This is a genomic window from Salinisphaera sp. C84B14 (assembly GCF_040361435.1).
Lineage (GTDB): Bacteria > Pseudomonadota > Gammaproteobacteria > Nevskiales > Salinisphaeraceae > Salinisphaera.
Genome location: NZ_APNL01000012.1, coordinates 117,501 through 134,680, shown reverse-complemented (window position 1 = coordinate 134,680; position 17,180 = coordinate 117,501). Strand labels below are relative to the sequence as shown.

Here is a 17,180-nt window from a genome sequence, read left to right as displayed (position 1 = left end):
AAAACCTTCCCAGAAAAGACAAAGCGGATTAGCCTCGGACATGGCGGCGGCCTTCGCGAGTTGTTAGGTGTGGTAACCACAACTCTATAGGCGAAGCGTCGCCGCTTCTTACACCCGCGTCCCGCTAATCTGCGATGAACCATTTTTTTGCCCGCTTGATGATGCCAAGGCTATTGGGCGCCGGCTGTGCCGCGGTCGTCGCCGGCCTGCTCGCACTTGTGCCTGTGCCGGGTCTTGCCACGGCGCCCGATCTCGCGGCGCTGGCGGCGACCCCGCGCTGGCAGTCGCTGATGCACGTCAACCCGGGCGCCACACTGCGCGGTATCGGCAGCAGCTACGTTGACGACGCCGACTTCTTTCTGTCCGACCAGGGCAAGCGAAGCGCGGTGGCCGAGCTGCGTGCCAGCGTGGCCGCGCTCCGAGCGCCGGGCAGCGCGGCGCGCTGTCGTTTCCCGGCCCGCTATCGCTTTCTTGCCGAGGCGCTGGGCTGGCAGGAGGCGGCGCCGCTGGCCCATTGCGAGGATTACCAGCAGTGGCGCGAACAGATGCCCACGGGCCAGCTCGTGCTCGTTTTCCCCGCGGCCTATCTGAACAGTCCGTCATCCATGTTCGGGCATACGCTGCTGCGCCTGGATGCCAAGCCCAACCCGGATTCTGTCTGGCTCTCGAAGGCGATTAATTTCGGTGCCCAGGCCGGCGCGGCCGACAATTCGTTTTTCTATATCTGGCGCGGGCTGGCGGGCGGCTATCCCGGGCAGTTCTCGGTGACCGCCTATGCCGAGAAAATTCGCGACTATGCCTTCGTCGAGAATCGCGACATGTGGGAGTACGCGCTCAATCTCGACGCCGACGAAATGGACTGGGTGGTGCGCCACCTCTGGGAACTGCGCGGCATCAACTTCGACTATTACTTTTTCGACGAGAACTGTTCCTATCGCCTGCTGGAGCTGGTGAAGGTCGGTCGGCCCACGGCGCCGTTGAGCCAGGAACTGCGGTTTGCCGAGCTGCCGGTCAATACGGTACGCGCCCTCGACGACGCCGGACTGATGGCAGACAGGCGTTATCGGCCCTCCAAGGCACGTGAGGTCGCGGCCCGCGCGGCCCGGCTCGATGCGCAGGCGCGCGGGCTGGCCGTGGCGCTGCGCGATGATCCGAGTGTGGCCGCTACGCCGGCGTTCGAGAACCGGCCAAGCGAACAGCGTCGTCGGATTGCCGAACTGGCCTATCGCGCTCTGCGGCTCGAGCACCGCGAGGGCGCGCGTAACCCGGATGTGGCCGCCGACAGTCTTGCGCTGTTGCGCATCGTGCAACGTAATGCCGCGCCGCCGAGCGCGCCGGTGTCGGCACCGTCTGCGCCGGAGTCGGGTCACGATACCCAGATGGCCAGCGTGGGCGCGGGGCGACAGGACGGGCGCGACTTCGTGTCGCTGGGTTATCGATTGACCTACCACGATCTGTTCGATCCGTTGCCCGGTTTTCTGCCGGGGGCGGCCATCGAAGGCCTGAATATCAACCTGCGCTTCGATGAGGTCGACGGTGTCTCGCTGGAAACCCTCGATCTGATCAACATCCGTTCGCTCGCGCCGCGCGATGCCTTTACCCAGCCGATCTCCTGGTTCGTGCATACGGGCCTGGAGCAGGCACCGGTGGCCGACAGCGAGCGCGCGCTTGGCGGTTTCATTCAGGGCGGGCCGGGGGCCAGCTGGCGGGTTGGCGATCTGTTGCCCTATGTATTTGGCGTCGCCCGGCTGGAGAGTGTGAGCGGTGTCGATCCGGCCATGGCGCTCGGCGCCGGTGCCGAAGCGGGCATCGTCTATCAGGCGAACGTCGTACAATGGGGCGTGCATGCACGCTGGCTGAAATTCACCCCGCACTTTTCGCGCCTGCGTACCGGCGCGGTCGTCAACGTGCCTGTTTCCCGCGACAATGCGCTGCGTGGCGAGTGTGGGCGCGAGACCCGGGATAGCGATGCGGTCAACAGCTGCAGCGTATCCTTCCGTCACTTTTTCGACTAAGGCCTGTTAACGCTAATGAAATCGTCGCGCCGCGCTCTATTTTTTTGCAAGACAAGGCGCAGTGCGCGTTGTGTAGCCAGGCTACATGAGCGCGCTGCAACGCCGGATTGCGGAAAAATAGAGCGCGTCCCTTCGGGTTGCGCCCAAAATCCTGCCATGCGGCGTTGCGCGGTTTGGCCCTGGAATAACCAGGGCCGGCGCCACGCGCCTTGTCTGGCACGATTTTGCGCAGCAACGCGGCGATTGGCATTAGTGTTAACAGGCCCTGCGGCCTTGTTATGATGCGATGGGCGGCGCTCGCGCCTTTGCTGGTGTTCGTCTGGGGCGTGGTACAGGCCGCGCCGGCTAGGCTGCCTGTCGATCTCGCCGCACTGCAGGCGCGTGCCGCCGAACAGAACCTGGCCGCCAGCGCCCAGTGGCAGGCGCTGGTGCATTACGAGCGCGACTGGCTTGGCGAGGGGCTGCACAGCACGGTGGTGACGGACTGGTTCTTTCTGTCGCCCAACGGGCGCCGCGATCCGGCCGCCGAGCTGAATGCGACCCTGGCGGCCTTCGTCGAAAATCGCTATATCGAGGATCGAGAGCGCTCGGCGGCCTGTACGTTCATCGCCCGCCGACGTTTTCTGGTTGCACGGCTGGGGCTCGAAGAGCACGCGCTGGGCGGCGAACGTTGCGAAAAATATCAGCGCTGGCGAGAGGCGCTGGCGCCGCGCCAGATCAGCCTGATTTTTCCCACCGCCTTTCCCAACAGCCCGTCGTCGATGTTCGGGCATACCCTGCTGCGTATCGATTCTTCGCGGCGCGCGCGCAATACCGAACTGCTGTCGTATGCGGTGAACTTTGCCGCAGCCGCCGGTGACGATGCACAAGGTCTGGGCTTTGCCTGGAAGGGGCTGACCGGGGGCTATGCCGGTATTTTCGGCCTGTTTCCCTATTACGAGAAGGTCAAGCAGTACGCCTGGATCGAGCATCGCGACGTCTGGGCCTATCCGCTTGAGCTCAGCGATGCCGAGACCGATCGACTGGTCGACCATCTCTGGGAGATGGACGGGGTGCGCTTCGCCTACTTCTTTCTTACCAAGAACTGTTCCTATCAGCTGCTGAGCCTGCTCGAAGTGGCCCGCCCCGAGCTTGCCCTGACCGAGCAGTATTCCTGGTATGCGATCCCGGCCGACACCATTCGTACCATCGCCGACGTGCCCGGGCTCATGGGCGCGCCGCGTTTTCGCCCTTCGCTGGAAACCACGCTGCGCTGGCAGGCCGACCAGCTCAGCGCCGAGCAGCGTACGCTCGCCCGCGAAATCGCTGCCGACCGGGTGGCCTTCGACGATTCGCGCCTGACCGGGCTCAGTCCCGATGCACAGGCCGAAGTGCTCGAAGTTGCTCACGACTATCTCTACTACCGGCTACAGAGCGACCCGGCCAACGCCCCGGCCGATACGGAACATGCCAACGCCATTCTCATGGCGCGCAGCCGGATCGCGCGGCCGTCGTCGTTTGCGCCGGTGCCCGCGCCCGCGACCTCGCCCGACCAGGCCCATCGCACCCTGCGGGTGGCCACCGCGGCGATTTACGAGGGCGACGATCTGTCGCTGGGCCTGCGTATCCGCCCGGCCTATCACGACCTGCTCGACGATCCGGGCGGCTATACCCGCGGCGCGCAGATCAACTTCCTCGATCTGGGGCTGCGGGTCGATCCGGGCGAGGGCGAACTGCGTATCGACGACCTGACCGTGCTCAATATCGTGTCGCTGTCGCCGCGCAACGATCTGTTCAAGCCGGTGTCGTTCCAGCTTGATACCGGGCTGCGCCGGCGCCCGTCCGCGAACGTGTTCGATGATGTCGACAACAACCTCGGCTATTACCTGCAGGGTGGGCCGGGGCTGTCCTGGGGCAGCGACGACGCGCTGGCTTATGTATTCGGTCTGGGCTCGATAGACGCCAATAGCGCGCTGTCGCCCGGCTATGCGCTGGGTGCGGGGGCAAGCGCGGGGCTGCTGCTGCATCCGGCCCGCTGGCTGCAGCTCAAGGCGGAAACGGGCGCGCTCGAATACGTGGCCGGCGACGATGGCTATTATCGCTGGGCCAAACTCGGCCAGCAGTTCAACCTGACCCGCGACCTGGGTCTGCGCAGCGAACTCGGCTGGGAGAATACGGCGGTCGATAGCGGTCTGCGTGCGACGATCGGTCTGCAGGCGTATTTTTAGGCCGATGCAGATGCTTGCGATCGACAACGGCTGGCTGGTGCCCGCGCGACGGCTGGTCTCGCCCAACCAGGATGCCCGCCCGGCCGATGCGTCGGTGGATACGCTGGTCGTACACGGCATCACGCTGCCGCCGGGTCGGTTCGGCCATGGTCAGGTCGATGCCTTGTTCACCAATACGCTTGATGTGTCCCGCGCGGCGTTCTATCGCGAGATTGCGCACCTGCGCGTATCCGCCCATGTGCTGATCGAGCGTACCGGCGCCATCACCCAGTATGTCGGTTTCGATGACCGGGCCTGGCACGCGGGGCAGTCGTGCTTCGACGGCCGTACACGGGTCAACGACTTTGCCGTGGGCATCGAGCTGGAAGGCACCGATGACTGCCCGTATACGCCGGCCCAGTACCGTGCTCTGGCCGCCACGGGCGCGGCGCTCATGCGTGCTTATCCGATGCTCACCCGTGCCCGTATGGTGGGTCATAGCGATATCGCCCCCGAGCGCAAGACCGACCCCGGCCCGGCCTTCGACTGGGCGCTGTATTTCGACCTGCTGGAGCGTGCATGCATCTGATCATGATCGTCATCGCGCTGTTTGCCGAGCGCGCGCTCGGCCAGCTCAAGCACTGGCGCCATGCGGATGGTTTCGCGCGCTATATCGCGCTCATCGAACGCGTGGCGCTCGGGCGGCGCTGGCTCCAGCAGCCGGCCGGCGTGCTCGTGGTGGTGCCGCCGGTGCTGGCCGTTGCACTGGTGCAGTGGGCGATCGTCGAATACCTGTGGCTGGGCTTCGAGCTGGCTTTTGGCGTATTCATTCTGGTGCTGACCTTTGGCCCCCGCGATCTGTGGGAGGACGTGCATGCGCTGATTCGCGCACGCGATGAACGCGACTTCGCCCATGCGGAGGCCTGTGCGCTCGATTTGTGTCGCCGCACCGACGGCCGTCTGGCTGCGGATACGCACGGTCGCCGGATCGTGAGCGCGGTGCTGGTTCAGGGCCACGAGCGCATTCTGGGCGTGCTTCTGTGGTTCTTCGTGGCCGGCCCGGCGGGCGCGCTGTTCTATCGCAGCGTACGCGAGCTGCCGGCGTTGGCCGCGCGCGGCACGGCGTCACGTGCCATGCAGCGCACGGCCGAATACGTGCATGGCCTGGCGGCCTGGATACCGGCCCGCCTGACGGTGCTCGTCTATGCCCTGGTCGGCGCGACCCGCGCCGCGATCCGGGCGTGGCCGTCCGCGCGGGCCACCACCCATGCCAGTGCTTCGGCCAGCTGCCGGCTGCTGGCGGCGGTCGGGCGCGGCGCGCTGGGGCTGACCCAGGCCAACGCGCAGACGCGCTATGGCCGCGGGCTCGACGATACCCTGCTTGAAGCCCTGGGGCTGGTCTGGCGAACCCTGCTCGTGGTGCTGGCGATTCTGGCGCTGCTCACGATTTTCGGCGTGCTGCGCTAGCGCGACGTGCGGCTGTGGTGTGTGCAACGGTTCGTCTGGCGATGGCAGACGCTCGTATAACGGCCCGACATCGCCTAGCATCTGCGCCCTGACTCCGAACCATGCCTCGAACAAGGACGCCGTTTTGACCGATCTGCAGCCCTTTCTAGACAAGGCCGTGGAGGCCGCCCGTGCCGCCGAGGCGATTATCCGTCGCTACTACCACGGCGATTTCGAAGTCGAACACAAGGCCGATGCCAGCCCGGTCACGATTGCCGATATTGAATGCGAAAAAGCAATCAAGGCCGTGCTGTCCGAGGCGTTTCCCGAGCACGGCTTTCAGGGCGAGGAGCTGGGCGGCGAGCAGGCGGATGCGGACTATGTCTGGCTGATCGACCCGATCGACGGCACCAAGAGCTTCGTGCGCGGCTATCCGTTCTTTTCGACCCAGATCGCGTTGCGCCATCGCGGCGAGTTGATCGTGGGCGTGTCCAACGCGCCGTTATTCAACGGCGGCGAAATGGCCTGTGCTGCCAAGGGACTGGGGGCGACGCTCAACGGCGAGCCGATCCATACATCCAGCATCGATACGCTGGCCAAGACCAGCCTGTCGCTGGGCAATATCGCCTCGCTGGCGGCATCGCCGGCCTGGACGTCGCTGGGCAGCCTGATCGGCCAGGTGCATCGTATCCGTGGCTACGGCGATTTCTACCACTATCATCTGCTGGCATCCGGGCGTATCGACGCGATTCTGGAATCCGATCTGAACATCCTCGATATCGCCGCGCTGACGGTGATTCTGCGCGAGGCCGGGGGTGATATCACCGAGCTGGGCGGCGGCGATATCGATCTGCCCACGCGCAGCGTGTTCGCCACCAACGGCAGGCTGCGCGCTGCGATCGCGCCTTTCGTGGCCGACTGGGACGAGGCCCGCGACGCGCCGAAGGGCTGAGGTGCGCGTGCCTTGCGGCGACTAGAACGGCTGTTCGTCGCCGCGCAGGCTGACGATCGGCCAGCCGGCCTCGCGCGCTGCGGCGGCGAGGGTGTCGTCGGGGTCGACCGCCACGGCGGTATCGGCCCAGCGCAACAGCGGCAGGTCGTTGAGCGAATCCGAATAGAAGGTGACGTGGTCAAAGGTCTCGGGCTGTTGCGCCACCCAGGCCTTGGCGCGCTCGATCTTGCCCGCCTGAAAGCAGGGGACCCCCGCGATTTCACCGGTATAGGCGCCGTCCACGATCTCGGGGTCGGTGGCGATCAGCGTATCGATACCCAGCAACGCGGCGATCGGCTCGGTGATGAAGCGGTTGGTTGCGGTGATGATGGCGATGCGGTCGCCGCGCTGGCGATGGAAGTCGAGCAGCGCCGGGGTATGGCGCGCAACCAGCGGACGAATCACGCGTTCCACGTAGTCGGCGCGCAATGCCTGCATGCGCTCGCGGGAATGGCTGAGCAACGGCGCCAGCGCGAAACGCTGGTAGGCATGAATATCCAGATTGCCGGCTTCGTACTGGGCATGGAAACGCTCGTTCTCACGGGCATAGACGCCCGCATCGACTACGCCCTCGTCGACCAGAAAGCGGCCCCATAGATAATCGCTGTCGCCGGCAAGCAGCGTGTTGTCCAGATCGAAGAGTGTGAGTCGCAAAGTGAAATGCCTTTTTTCGTTTTCGAGCGATTTATGAAAGAATCGATTGCGTATTTATACCGAGGGCGTCGTCGTGATTGATGCGCAGGGTTTTCGGGCCAACGTCGGCATCATCTTAAGCAATCAAAGCGGCCAGGTGTTCTGGGCCAAGCGGATCGGCCAGCAATCGTGGCAGTTTCCGCAGGGCGGAATCCATGCGGGCGAGAATGCCCAGCAGGCGCTGTTCCGCGAACTCGAGGAAGAAGTCGGCCTGAAGCCGGAGCATGTACGCATGATCGGGTCGACCCGCCGCTGGCTGCGCTATCGGCTGCCGAAACGCTATGTGCGGCGCAACCGCCAGCCGCTGTGTATCGGGCAGAAGCAGAAATGGTTCATGCTCGAACTCATCGCCCCGGAGTCCTGCGTGCGTTTCGATGCCTGCGACAAGCCCGAGTTCGACGGCTATCGCTGGGTAGACTACTGGCAGCCGGTCAACGAAGTCGTATTCTTCAAGCGCCAGGTCTATCGGCTCGCGCTGGATGAGCTCTCGCGCTGTCTGGAAACCCAGTAGCCGCCACGCCCCCTTTCCCTATCTGCAACGACTGCCCGTACCCACGGGCAGCACGGCCACCGCGTGCGTGCAACCGAAATGCTGTCAGTGTAGACTGACAATTACAGCGAATGATGTAACTATAAATTGGTATTGACACTCATTCTCATTCGCGTTTTACTGCATGTCGGAGGTGGCCCATGTACGTTTGTGTTTGTAATGCAGTAACCGATTGTCAGATTCGCGATGCGTACGGCGAAGGCGCGTGCAGCATGCGCGAGTTGCGCAAGCGTCTGGGCGTGGCTGGTTGCTGCGGCCGCTGTGCGCAGTGTGCTCGCGACGTTCTCAACGAATGTCACCAGCAAAAGCATAGGCAGGTGGCGCCCATCCGGGTAATTGCCACCGGCGAGCCGCTGGCCGCGACCGGCTGACTCGGCTATCGCAGTATGACTGGCGTCGGCCGGCAGCCGACCCGTGATTGGCCTCGTGATGATTGTACAGCCGTGGATGGTCGGCTAAGCTTGTGGGCCAGTTATCGGCTCAAAGCACAGGAATGGCCATGAAAGGCGACCCGAAAGTCATCGAGTATCTGCAGAAGTCGCTCAAGCTTGAGCTGACCGCGATCAACCAGTATTTCCTGCATGCCCGCATGTACGAGGACATGGGCTTCTTCGAGATCGGCAAGAAGGAATACCAGGAGTCGATCGAGGAGATGCAGCACGCGGATCGCTTCATCAAGCGGATCCTGTTCCTCAACGGCCTGCCGAACCTGCAGGACCTGGGCAAGCTGCGCATCGGCGAGAATCCCAAGGAAATGCTTGAGTGCGACCTGGCGGCCGAATACGAAGGCCATGCCTACTACAAGGAAGCGATCACGCACTGCGAACAGGTCGGCGACTATGTCACGCGTGAACTGTTCGCCGAGATCCTGGCCGATGAAGAAGGGCATATCGACTTCATCGAGACCCAGCTCGACATGATCAAGCACATGGGCGAGCAGAACTATAACCAGTCCCAGATCGGCGCCAACATCAATCAGGACCCGGATACCGGCGAATAGGCCGTTACCCCGGTCTTGGGGCGCTGCAGTTGCAAAGGCCCCGTCGGATCATCTCCGACGGGGCCTTTTTCATGCTTGGCGTCGCGGTGTCAGAACGGTTTGACGATCGCCAGAATCACGATCACGACGAGAAAGATCGACGGCACTTCGTTCATGAGCCGGAAATAGCCGGCGCTGCCCGTATTGCGGCGTTCGCGAAATTTCTTGACCTGAACCTGGCACCAGCCGTGGTAGCCGATCAGCCCGAGCACGAACAGGAGCTTGGCGTGCATCCAGCCGTTGGCCGCCATCCAGGCGCCGCCATAGCCGGCGAGCAGCCAGAGGCCGAAGATAATGGTCAGCGCGGCGCCGATCGACATGAGAATGCCCAGCCGCTTTTCCATGGTGCAGAAACGATCGTGGCCGATCTCATCGGTGGTGTCGGCGTGGTAGACGAAGATGCGCGGCAGGTAGAACAGACCGGCAAACCACGTCACCATGAAGATCACGTGAAAGGCCTTGACCCATAAAAGCATTCGAAACTCCTGTAGAAAAGCCGGTTTCGGCTCTTGGTTTGGACCTGGGGATTGTAGAGGGTGTGGCGCCGTCTGGATGCACGACAGGCCCTATGGCCGATAGGTGCCGTCGATGGCTTCGCGTGTGAGAACGCCGTAGGTGATGGCGTTGCTGCCCACGACGCTGCGCTCCACGATCAATGCTTCGGCCTCGTTGCGATTGACCATGTCGAAGGCCTCCTGAAGGCTGGCCCGGACGTGGATGGAATAGGCATCCATGCGCTTGCCGGGGATCTTGTACAGATCGACCTCCTCGATCTCGTCGTTTTCCTCCTGATTGAGAAAACGCGCGACATCGCTCGGGCGCATCAGGCTGGCCCGTTGCTCGCGCGAGCGAATGAGCAGCCAGTCGATCTTGTTTTCCAGAATTTCATCGAGCGCGGCGCGATCGATCTTCGGTTCGACGATACGAAAGCGCCGGTTCATCGCCGAGAGCACGCTGGCACGGCGCAGGTACTGCGAAATTGGATCGTTGCGATAATCCAGCCCGCGCCGGCGCAGCAACAGCCGGAACAAGGATTCGGACACGGAAATCCGGCGCGATACGACCAGGGCTGCGATGACCACCAGCATGCCCGGCAACACCAGACCGGTCTGACCCGACAACTCCAGGATCACGACCAGCGCGGACAGCGGCGCTTGCAATACCGCGCCCATCATCGCGCCGATGCCCAGCAGCGCATACAGGCCGGCATCGGTGGCATCGCCCGGCAGCAGCATGGCGCCGAGGGTGCCGAGCGCGCTGCCCAGCGCCGAGCCGATCACGAAGGTGGGCAGGATCACGCCGCCAGGAATGGCGGCCGCGGTCGCGAAGCTGGTGGCGATCAGCTTCGCCACGCCAATGCCCAGAGCCATGCCGACCGCGTACTGGCCGGCCAATGAACCGTTCACGGTATCGAAACCCAGGCCCATGATCTGAGGGAACTGAATTGCGAGCAGGCCGGTGACCAGTCCCGCGAGCGCAATGCGCAGGCTGATGCGGATCTTGGCCAGTACCGGCACCAGCGCACCACACAGGCGGGTGAAGCCGGCACCGGCGATGCCCACGACGGCGCCGACGAATGCCAGATAGGGCAGTTCGATGGGGGCGAAGCCGGAATATTCGGCGACCAGGCGCGGATGTACGTCGGTAAACGTGAACGTCACCAGCGAGCCCGAGACCGCGGCCAGAATGATGGGGGCAAAGCCCGCGATCGTGTATTCCATCATCACCACTTCCATGGCGAAGATGACCGCGGCCAGAGGCGTATTGAAAGACGCGGCAACGCCCGCGGCCGCGCCGCAGCCCACGAGGGTGCGCACGCTATTGTTGGGTAGATCCAGTCGGCGCCCAAGCCAGCTGCCGGTGGTCGCGCCGGTATGCGCAGCCACGCCTTCGCGGCCCACCGACTGGCCGGTGGTCAGAGCCAGGACCGACATGGTGAACTCGGCCAGCGCCGACTTTACCGGCAGCACGCCCTGGTAGTAGACCAGCCGTTCGATGATATGAACGATGCCGTATTCGGCGGATTTGAGCACCCATTCCACGATCAGCCCGAGCAGCAGCGCGCCCAGCAGCGGCACCGCCACGCGAAACGCCACGCTGGTTTCAGTAAAGCCGGCGCCGCTGACGCCAAACAGCTCGAACAGCGGATCCTGGAGCAGATGAATGGCGGTATGAAGGGCCAGGATCACCAGGCCGCAGAGCGCGCCGGTGGTTGCGCCGAGCAGGCACAGAAGACTCAGGCCGGGGGTGTTCTCGACATCGGCCAGATGCTGGCGCATCGAGTCCATGCGGCCCTGCCAACTTTCGCGCAGCGAGCGGCGCAGCGAGCGTTCAGCGGCCATGGAAGGGGCGTACGTGCAAGAGCTCGTATCCGGGTAGCGAAAACCTGGGTTGGGTCGCGAGCGCGCAGGGCGAAGGCTTGCGCGTTATTATGCGCGGTTTAGCGGCTTATTTCAGCAAACATCATGACCGAGAAACAACGCATCGGAATCGTCGGCGGCACCGGCTATGGCGGAGGCGAGCTGCTGCGCCTGCTCAGCGCGCATCCGAACGCCGAGGTCATTGCGGTCACCTCGCGCGGCGATGCGGGTACGCCCGTTGCCGAAACCTATCCTCAGTTGCGCGGCGTAATCGACCTGGACTTCGTCGCGCCCTCAACGCAGAGCCTGGCTGACTGCGACGTGGTTTTCTTTGCCACCCCGCATGCCGCGGCCATGCATGACGTACCGGCGTTGCTCGATGCGGGAAAGCGGGTCATCGACCTGTCCGCAGACTTTCGCCTCAAGGATGCCGGTGAATGGGCGTCCTGGTACGGCGTGGATCATGCCTGCCCGGAGCTCATCGAACGCGCGGTCTACGGCATGCCCGAGCTCAATCGTGCACAGATTGCCGGCGCGCAGCTGGTAGCGGCGCCGGGCTGCTACCCCACCGCTATCGTGCTTGGCTTCAAGCCGCTGGTGGAAGCAGGGCTGGTCGACGTCGAGCGGCTGATCGCCGACGCCAAGACCGGCGTCTCCGGCGCCGGCAAATCGCTCAAGCCGGGTTTTCTGTTCGCTGAAATGCAGGAGTCTTTCAAGGCCTATGGGGTGGCCGGCCATCGCCATCTGCCGGAAATTCGCCAGTCGCTGGCGGCGTTGGCCGGCGCCAAGATCGGGCTGACCTTCGTGCCCCATCTGGTGCCGATGATTCGCGGCATTCATGCCACCCTGTATGGCCAGCTCAATGCGGCCGGGCACGATCTGCAGGCTCTTTATGAAAAGGCCTATGCCGACGAGCCCTTTGTAGATGTGCTGCCTGCGGGCGCCATGCCGGAAACGCGGCACGTACGCGGCGCGAACATGTGCCGTATGGCCGTGCACCGGCCCGGCGACGGCGATACCGCGGTGGTGTTGTCGGTGATCGACAATCTGGTGAAAGGCGCGGCCGGCCAGGCCGTGCAGTGTTTCAACCTCATGATCGGCGTCGACGAAACCCGTGCGCTGGCGATGCCGGGCGCGCTGCCCTAGGGGCTAATTCGTCGGCAGGGGCTTGAATAGCCCGAGCTTGCACCGATGTCATATGATAGGAACCATCCGGTCCACGGAATCGAAAGCTTATGAGTACCGCCACACACGCCATGGAAGAAGACCAGTCCGCGCTGGTATTTACCGACGCCGCGGCGATCAAGGTCAAGGAACTGCTTGAAGACGAAGAAAACGATGCGCTAAAACTGCGTGTATTCGTTTCCGGCGGCGGTTGCTCGGGCTTTCAATATGGTTTCACCTTCGACGAAAACGTCGAGGACGGCGACACGCTCATCGAAAAGCAGGGCGTGACCCTGCTGGTCGATCCCATGAGCGTGCTTTACCTCAGCGGCGCCGAAATCGATTTTTCGGACGGGGTGGAAGGCGCGCAGTTCGTGATCCGCAATCCGAATGCGACCACCACCTGCGGTTGCGGCAACTCCTTCGCTGTTTGAGCCTCAGCGCGCCTTGCCCCTCGTGAGGGGCTATTCGCCGCAGGCGAATGGGGTGCACAAAGATGCCAACGTTTTGCGCGAGCAAAACCCGCGCGCAGCGCGGCGCAGTTCGTGATCCGCAATCCGAATGCGACCACCACCTGCGGCTGCGGCAACTCCTTCGCTGTTTGAGCCTCAGCGCGCCTTGCCCCTCGTGAGGGGCCATTCGCCGCAGGCGAATGGGGTGCACAAAGATGCCAACGTTTTGCGCGAGCAAAACCCGCGCGCAGCGCGGCGCAGTTCGTGATCCGCAACCCCAATGCGACCACCACCTGCGGTAGCGGTAACGCCTTCGCTGTTTGAACCTCAGCGCGCCTTTGCCCCTTGTGAGGGGCGATTCGCTGCTGCGTCGGAGGCTCGCCGGCGGCCTGCGCGGGCAGGCTGAACGGGCTGGTCAGTTGTCCAGCTGGGCTGCCTGGTAGATGCCACCCAGGGCCACGGGCGCGCGAGCGCCGGTCACGCCCGGTACGTTGCCGCTCAGGCCCTTGACCGTACGCATGGCCAGCCATGCGAAGGCCACGGCTTCGACCCAGTCCGAATCGACGTTGTACTCGTCGGTCGGGGCGAGCGGGCGGGGCGCAAGCAGCTGTTCGAGGCGCCGCCGCAGTTCGGCATTACGTACGCCGCCACCACAGATAAGCACCTGCTCGTCGCCCGGACCATAGTCGTCAATGGCCTGGGCGATAGTGCGGGCGGTGAACTCGCACAGGGTGGCCTGGACATCGGCGGGTCTGGGCCGCGCGGCGAGGCTGTCGATCTGGGCACGCAGCCAGTCGAGGTTGAAGTATTCACGCCCGGTACTCTTGGGTGCCGGCCGGGCGAAATAACGATCCGCCATCATGTGGGCTAGCAGGCCGTCGTCTACGTGGCCGCTGGCCGCCCACTGTCCATCGGCATCGTAATGGCGCTTGAGGTGCGCCGCGATCCAGGCATCCATTAGCGCATTGCCGGGACCCGTATCGAGGCCGGTCACCGCGTGCGGATCGTCCACCGCGCCGGTGGGCAATACCGTGAGATTGGCGATGCCGCCGATATTGACCACCACGCGATGGCGCTGGGCGTTGGCGAAGACGCTGCGATGGAACGCCGGCACCAGCGGTGCGCCCTGGCCGCCGACGGCGATATCGCTATTGCGAAAATCACCGACCACGCGACAGCCCGTTCGGGCCGCGATGCGGCTGGGCGAGCCAAGCTGAAGGCTGAACGGATAGCGGGCATCGGGCTCGTGGCGCACGGTCTGGCCGTGGCTGCCGATGGCGTCGACGTCGGTCGTGCTCACCTGCGCCTTGTCCATGACGGCGATCGCGGCGCGCGCGAACCACTCGCCCACGCGCTGGTCGAGTTCACCGAACTTGGCCAGCGATACGCCGGCAACCTGCTGCGAAAGATGCAGCAGGTCGTCGCGCAGACCGGCGTCGGGCGCCTCGGCATGGGTGGCAAGAATCCGGGGGTGGTTGCCATCGGCATCGAAGCGCACCACGGCCGCATCGGCGGCGTCCACGCTGGTACCCGACATCAGGCCGACGTAATAGCGCGACTCACTCATTCGGAATGCGTCGCGAACGGATTGCGGTTGCGGTCGTCACCGGGCGTCTCCTCGAAAAGGTCTGGCGGCGCCTGTGAATTGCGAACGTCGAGGCGGCACGCCGATCAGTTGGCGGCGCTGGCCTCGGCGTTGGATGAGCGGTCGGCGCTGGCGACTTCGGTATGGGTCAAGGAGTCCAGTTGCGAGAGCAGGGGCGCCGAGTGCTTGCGGAAATCAGCCATGTACTCATTGGGCAGCGGCAGGGCCTTGGGCAGGTCCACGCGCTCCGGATCCTTCGGGTTGCCGTCAACGCGGAATTCGTAGTGCAGATGGGGGCCGGTGGCCAGGCCGCTCATACCCACATAGCCGATGATCTCGCCTTGCTTGACCTTGCTGCCCACGCCTTGGCCGCTGGCAAACCGCGACATGTGGCCGTAGCGGGTCGACAGGTGCGAGTCGTGTCGTACCACGATCATGTTGCCGTAGCCGCCGCGGCGCCCGCGGAAGACGATACGGCCGTTGCCGGTGGCCTTGATCGGTGTGCCGGTGGGCGCGGCGTAGTCGGTGCCTTCGTGGCGGCGGATCCGATTCAGGATCGGATGGCTGCGCGACAGGTTGAAGCCCGAGCTGATGCGCGTGTAGTCCACCGGCGTGCGAATGAAGGCTTTCTTCATCGCCCGGCCATCCGGCGAGTAATACACCGTGCCTTGTTCGTCGCCTGCCTCGTCGTAGCGCACCGCGCGCACATCTCGGCCACGATTGACGAACGCGGCGGCCAGTATGTCGCCGTTGGCGATCTTGTCGCCGTCCTTATAGAGCTCGTCGTAGACCACCACGAAACGGTCGCCGGGGCGGGTATCGAAAGCGAAATCGATATCCCAGCCGAAAATCTCGATCAGCTTCATGATCTGTCGGTCGGACAGCCCGGCTTCCAGGGCGTCCACATAGAAGCTGGTATTGATCGTGCCACTGGCGTAGGCGCTGCGATGCTCGACGTCGGTAAGCACCATGTCGCCCTGATAGCCTTTCTTGTGCGGGCGCACCTGCAGGGTGTGCAGCGGGTCGATCGGGAAGTCGATGGCAAGTACGTGGCCATCGGCGTCTGCCTTGACCTTCATCGTGTCGCCGGCTCGCAAGCCGCGGGTAAAGCGCTTGCCGTGCTCTTTCATATGCGCAATCTTGAGCGAATCGGCGTAGGACAGGTCGTTACGGCTGAATGCGATCGACAGGGTGTCGCCCTTGCGGATGGTGACGTCGTGCCAACGCGGGCCCGACGGCGCCGGGCGCGCAACGGGTATTTGTGCCGAGGCCGCGCCGGTATCGATGCCGGTGCTGGCATCGACGACCGAGCTCAGCTGCTGGGCAGAGTCGCTACGCTCAATCCCGCCCGATTCGCTGCTGGCCTGGTGGGCGGTGGTCGGCGCAATCGGCACGTCGAGAGCGTTGGCGTCGCCGTCGCTCGCAGCAAGTTCCTCTTCGGACAGCTCGCTCGCGGCTGCGTATTCGCTGGCCGCGGCGACGTTCGCGCTGCCGGGGCCAACCGAGGCATCGACCTGCTCGGAGTCGAGGCCGTCGGCAGAAGCGTCTGATGAAGAGACGTTTTGCGGGTCGCGCTCATCCAATAGCGTGGTCTGCGGGCTTGCCGTAAGCCAGGCGGCTCCGCCGATCAGCGGTATCACTAAGATGAGTGCGAGCCGGCGTAGGCGTGAGCTCGGCTGCGGCGGCTCATCGTGCAGCCAGAGATAATCGGTATCGATCTTGCCCATAAAATAGACGCCGAGCAGTGCTTGGAAAGCAGGGAATTTTTTGCGGGTAGCCCCTTTATCCGGCCCGCATTTATCCGGATAGAAAAGCATAAAGCTGGGTGCTTGCCAAGTGCGAAACCGCTAGACTGCGCGTTTGAACCAACTCGAACAGAGTCAGGGAGTCGTTCGCCGATGCAGGATATATGGGGCGAAATTCGCCGGGGTTGTGACGAGATCATTCCCGAAGAGGCATTTCAGTCGCGCCTCGAGCAGGCCGGGCGTGACGGCGAGCGGCTAGTCGTCAAGGCGGGCTTCGACCCGACCGCGCCGGACCTGCATCTGGGGCATACGGTCTTGCTCAACAAGATGCGTACCTTTCAGGATCTCGGCCACGACGTGGTCTTTCTGATCGGCGACTTCACCGGCCGCATCGGCGATCCGACCGGCAAGAACGTGACCCGCAAGCCTCTGGATGAAACGCAGGTGGCCGAAAATGCGGCCACCTATGAGGCCCAGATATACAAGGTGCTCGATCCCGAGCGCACGCGCGTCGTTCTTAACTCCGCCTGGCTTAATCAGCTCAGCAGTGCGGACATGATCAAGCTCGCCTCCACGCACACCGTGGCGCGAATGCTGGAACGCGACGACTTCAGCAAGCGCTACAAGGCGAACGAGTCGATCGCGATCCACGAGTTTCTGTATCCCCTTATACAGGGCTATGACTCGGTCGCACTCAAGGCCGATGTCGAGCTCGGCGGCACCGATCAGAAGTTCAACCTGTTGATGGGGCGGCATCTGCAACAGGTATACGGGCAGAAGCCGCAGGCCGTTCTGACCATGCCACTGCTCGAAGGCCTCGACGGGGTCAACAAGATGTCGAAGTCGCTGGACAACTATGTCGGCATCGACGAGGCCCCCAATGATCAGTACGGCAAGCTCATGTCGATTTCCGACGAGCTCATGTGGCGCTACTTCGAGTTGCTGTCGTTCGAG

The 17,180-nt window shown here is 63.8% G+C and carries 16 protein-coding genes and 1 pseudogene (1 of these 17 only partly in view); 12 read left to right on the top strand and 5 right to left on the bottom strand.

The genetic code is table 11. The annotated features are described in order from the left end of the window. Positions 1–134: 134 nt before the first annotated feature. The 5 genes from C84B14_RS12040 (at position 135) to C84B14_RS12020 (ending at position 6,599) form a co-directional block, all read left to right on the top strand. A complete protein-coding gene (locus C84B14_RS12040; RefSeq protein ID WP_353224366.1) occupies positions 135–2,015 on the top strand; it encodes an Lnb N-terminal periplasmic domain-containing protein in 1,881 nt (626 codons plus the stop codon). A gap of 278 nt (positions 2,016–2,293) precedes the next feature. Then, positions 2,294–4,222, top strand: a complete 1,929-nt coding sequence (locus tag C84B14_RS12035; RefSeq protein ID WP_353224364.1) for an Lnb N-terminal periplasmic domain-containing protein — start codon at positions 2,294–2,296, stop codon at positions 4,220–4,222. A 4-nt stretch (positions 4,223–4,226) separates the two neighbouring features. Next, positions 4,227–4,790 (top strand): 1,6-anhydro-N-acetylmuramyl-L-alanine amidase AmpD, encoded by a 564-nt coding sequence (ampD, locus tag C84B14_RS12030; protein WP_353224362.1) that lies wholly within the window; start codon positions 4,227–4,229, stop codon positions 4,788–4,790. Further along, complete coding sequence (gene ampE / locus C84B14_RS12025) at positions 4,781–5,668, top strand: regulatory signaling modulator protein AmpE (RefSeq protein WP_353224360.1); 888 nt, start codon at positions 4,781–4,783, stop codon at positions 5,666–5,668. The genes ampD and ampE overlap by 10 nt, the downstream gene beginning before the upstream one ends. A 133-nt stretch (positions 5,669–5,801) precedes the next feature. Then, the gene (locus tag C84B14_RS12020) at positions 5,802–6,599 is read left to right on the top strand and encodes an inositol monophosphatase family protein (protein ID WP_353224370.1); all 798 of its coding nucleotides are present in this window, start codon (positions 5,802–5,804) and stop codon (positions 6,597–6,599) included. 21 nt (positions 6,600–6,620) lie between these two features. Here the strand turns inward: C84B14_RS12020 and C84B14_RS12015 are convergent, their stop codons facing one another. Beyond that, entirely contained in the window at positions 6,621–7,292 is a 672-nt protein-coding gene (locus C84B14_RS12015; RefSeq protein WP_353224358.1) for a histidinol-phosphatase, read from the bottom strand. A 73-nt stretch (positions 7,293–7,365) separates the two neighbouring features. Between C84B14_RS12015 and C84B14_RS12010 the strand changes: the two genes are divergently transcribed. The 3 genes from C84B14_RS12010 (at position 7,366) to bfr (ending at position 8,881) form a co-directional block, all read left to right on the top strand. Beyond that, the gene (locus tag C84B14_RS12010) at positions 7,366–7,842 is read left to right on the top strand and encodes an RNA pyrophosphohydrolase (RefSeq protein ID WP_353224356.1); all 477 of its coding nucleotides are present in this window, start codon (positions 7,366–7,368) and stop codon (positions 7,840–7,842) included. A gap of 179 nt (positions 7,843–8,021) precedes the next feature. Next, positions 8,022–8,252, top strand: coding sequence for a (2Fe-2S)-binding protein (locus C84B14_RS12005; RefSeq protein WP_348766428.1), 231 nt, complete (start codon positions 8,022–8,024; stop codon positions 8,250–8,252). A 128-nt stretch (positions 8,253–8,380) separates the two neighbouring features. Then, positions 8,381–8,881, top strand: a complete 501-nt coding sequence (gene bfr / locus C84B14_RS12000) for a bacterioferritin (RefSeq protein ID WP_348766429.1) — start codon at positions 8,381–8,383, stop codon at positions 8,879–8,881. Between the two features lie 89 nt (positions 8,882–8,970). Here the strand turns inward: bfr and C84B14_RS11995 are convergent, their stop codons facing one another. Beyond that, on the bottom strand, positions 8,971–9,396 hold the full coding sequence (locus C84B14_RS11995) for a CopD family protein (RefSeq protein ID WP_353224353.1): 426 nt from the start codon (positions 9,394–9,396) through the stop codon (positions 8,971–8,973). A 90-nt stretch (positions 9,397–9,486) separates the two neighbouring features. Beyond that, entirely contained in the window at positions 9,487–11,262 is a 1,776-nt protein-coding gene (locus C84B14_RS11990) for a chloride channel protein (RefSeq protein ID WP_353224351.1), read from the bottom strand. 123 nt (positions 11,263–11,385) lie between these two features. On the opposite strand from C84B14_RS11990, the gene argC reads away from it, so the two are divergent. The 3 genes and pseudogenes from argC to C84B14_RS11975 form a co-directional block, all read left to right on the top strand. Beyond that, positions 11,386–12,426 carry an N-acetyl-gamma-glutamyl-phosphate reductase gene (gene argC / locus C84B14_RS11985; protein WP_348766432.1) on the top strand — a complete coding sequence of 347 codons (1,041 nt, stop codon included), beginning with the start codon at positions 11,386–11,388 and terminating at the stop codon, positions 12,424–12,426. A gap of 89 nt (positions 12,427–12,515) precedes the next feature. Next, positions 12,516–12,878: an iron-sulfur cluster insertion protein ErpA gene (gene erpA, locus C84B14_RS11980; RefSeq protein ID WP_021031722.1), complete on the top strand. Its 363-nt coding sequence runs from the start codon at positions 12,516–12,518 to the stop codon at positions 12,876–12,878. A 102-nt stretch (positions 12,879–12,980) separates the two neighbouring features. Next, positions 12,981–13,049, top strand: a pseudogene (locus C84B14_RS11975) (iron-sulfur cluster insertion protein ErpA); the annotation flags it as partial. A gap of 262 nt (positions 13,050–13,311) precedes the next feature. On the opposite strand, the gene C84B14_RS11970 reads toward C84B14_RS11975, so the two are convergent. Next, the gene (locus C84B14_RS11970; RefSeq protein WP_348766433.1) at positions 13,312–14,463 is read right to left on the bottom strand and encodes an anhydro-N-acetylmuramic acid kinase; all 1,152 of its coding nucleotides are present in this window, start codon (positions 14,461–14,463) and stop codon (positions 13,312–13,314) included. Between the two features lie 104 nt (positions 14,464–14,567). After that, on the bottom strand, positions 14,568–16,208 hold the full coding sequence (locus C84B14_RS11965) for an OapA family protein (RefSeq protein ID WP_353224349.1): 1,641 nt from the start codon (positions 16,206–16,208) through the stop codon (positions 14,568–14,570). 171 nt (positions 16,209–16,379) lie between these two features. Between C84B14_RS11965 and tyrS the strand changes: the two genes are divergently transcribed. Further along, a protein-coding gene (tyrS, locus tag C84B14_RS11960; RefSeq protein WP_353224347.1) for a tyrosine--tRNA ligase crosses the window boundary here: on the top strand, positions 16,380–17,180 show its 5' portion. Its footprint extends 408 nt past the window's final position; only the first 801 of its 1,209 coding nucleotides appear in the window; it begins with the start codon at positions 16,380–16,382; the stop codon falls past the right edge of the window.

What these genes read in the sequence shown, in the direction of transcription:
- C84B14_RS12040 (WP_353224366.1), top strand. Translation starts at nt 135, where the DNA reads ATGAACCATTTTTTTGCCCGCTTGATGATGCCAAGGCTATTGGGCGCC.
- C84B14_RS12035 (WP_353224364.1), top strand. Translation starts at nt 2,294, where the DNA reads ATGATGCGATGGGCGGCGCTCGCGCCTTTGCTGGTGTTCGTCTGGGGC.
- ampD (WP_353224362.1), top strand. Translation starts at nt 4,227, where the DNA reads ATGCAGATGCTTGCGATCGACAACGGCTGGCTGGTGCCCGCGCGACGG.
- ampE (WP_353224360.1), top strand. Translation starts at nt 4,781, where the DNA reads ATGCATCTGATCATGATCGTCATCGCGCTGTTTGCCGAGCGCGCGCTC.
- C84B14_RS12005 (WP_348766428.1), top strand. Translation starts at nt 8,022, where the DNA reads ATGTACGTTTGTGTTTGTAATGCAGTAACCGATTGTCAGATTCGCGAT.
- bfr (WP_348766429.1), top strand. Translation starts at nt 8,381, where the DNA reads ATGAAAGGCGACCCGAAAGTCATCGAGTATCTGCAGAAGTCGCTCAAG.
- C84B14_RS11995 (WP_353224353.1), bottom strand. Translation starts at nt 9,396, where the DNA reads ATGCTTTTATGGGTCAAGGCCTTTCACGTGATCTTCATGGTGACGTGG.
- C84B14_RS11990 (WP_353224351.1), bottom strand. Translation starts at nt 11,262, where the DNA reads ATGGCCGCTGAACGCTCGCTGCGCCGCTCGCTGCGCGAAAGTTGGCAG.
- argC (WP_348766432.1), top strand. Translation starts at nt 11,386, where the DNA reads ATGACCGAGAAACAACGCATCGGAATCGTCGGCGGCACCGGCTATGGC.
- erpA (WP_021031722.1), top strand. Translation starts at nt 12,516, where the DNA reads ATGAGTACCGCCACACACGCCATGGAAGAAGACCAGTCCGCGCTGGTA.
- C84B14_RS11970 (WP_348766433.1), bottom strand. Translation starts at nt 14,463, where the DNA reads ATGAGTGAGTCGCGCTATTACGTCGGCCTGATGTCGGGTACCAGCGTG.
- C84B14_RS11965 (WP_353224349.1), bottom strand. Translation starts at nt 16,208, where the DNA reads ATGGGCAAGATCGATACCGATTATCTCTGGCTGCACGATGAGCCGCCG.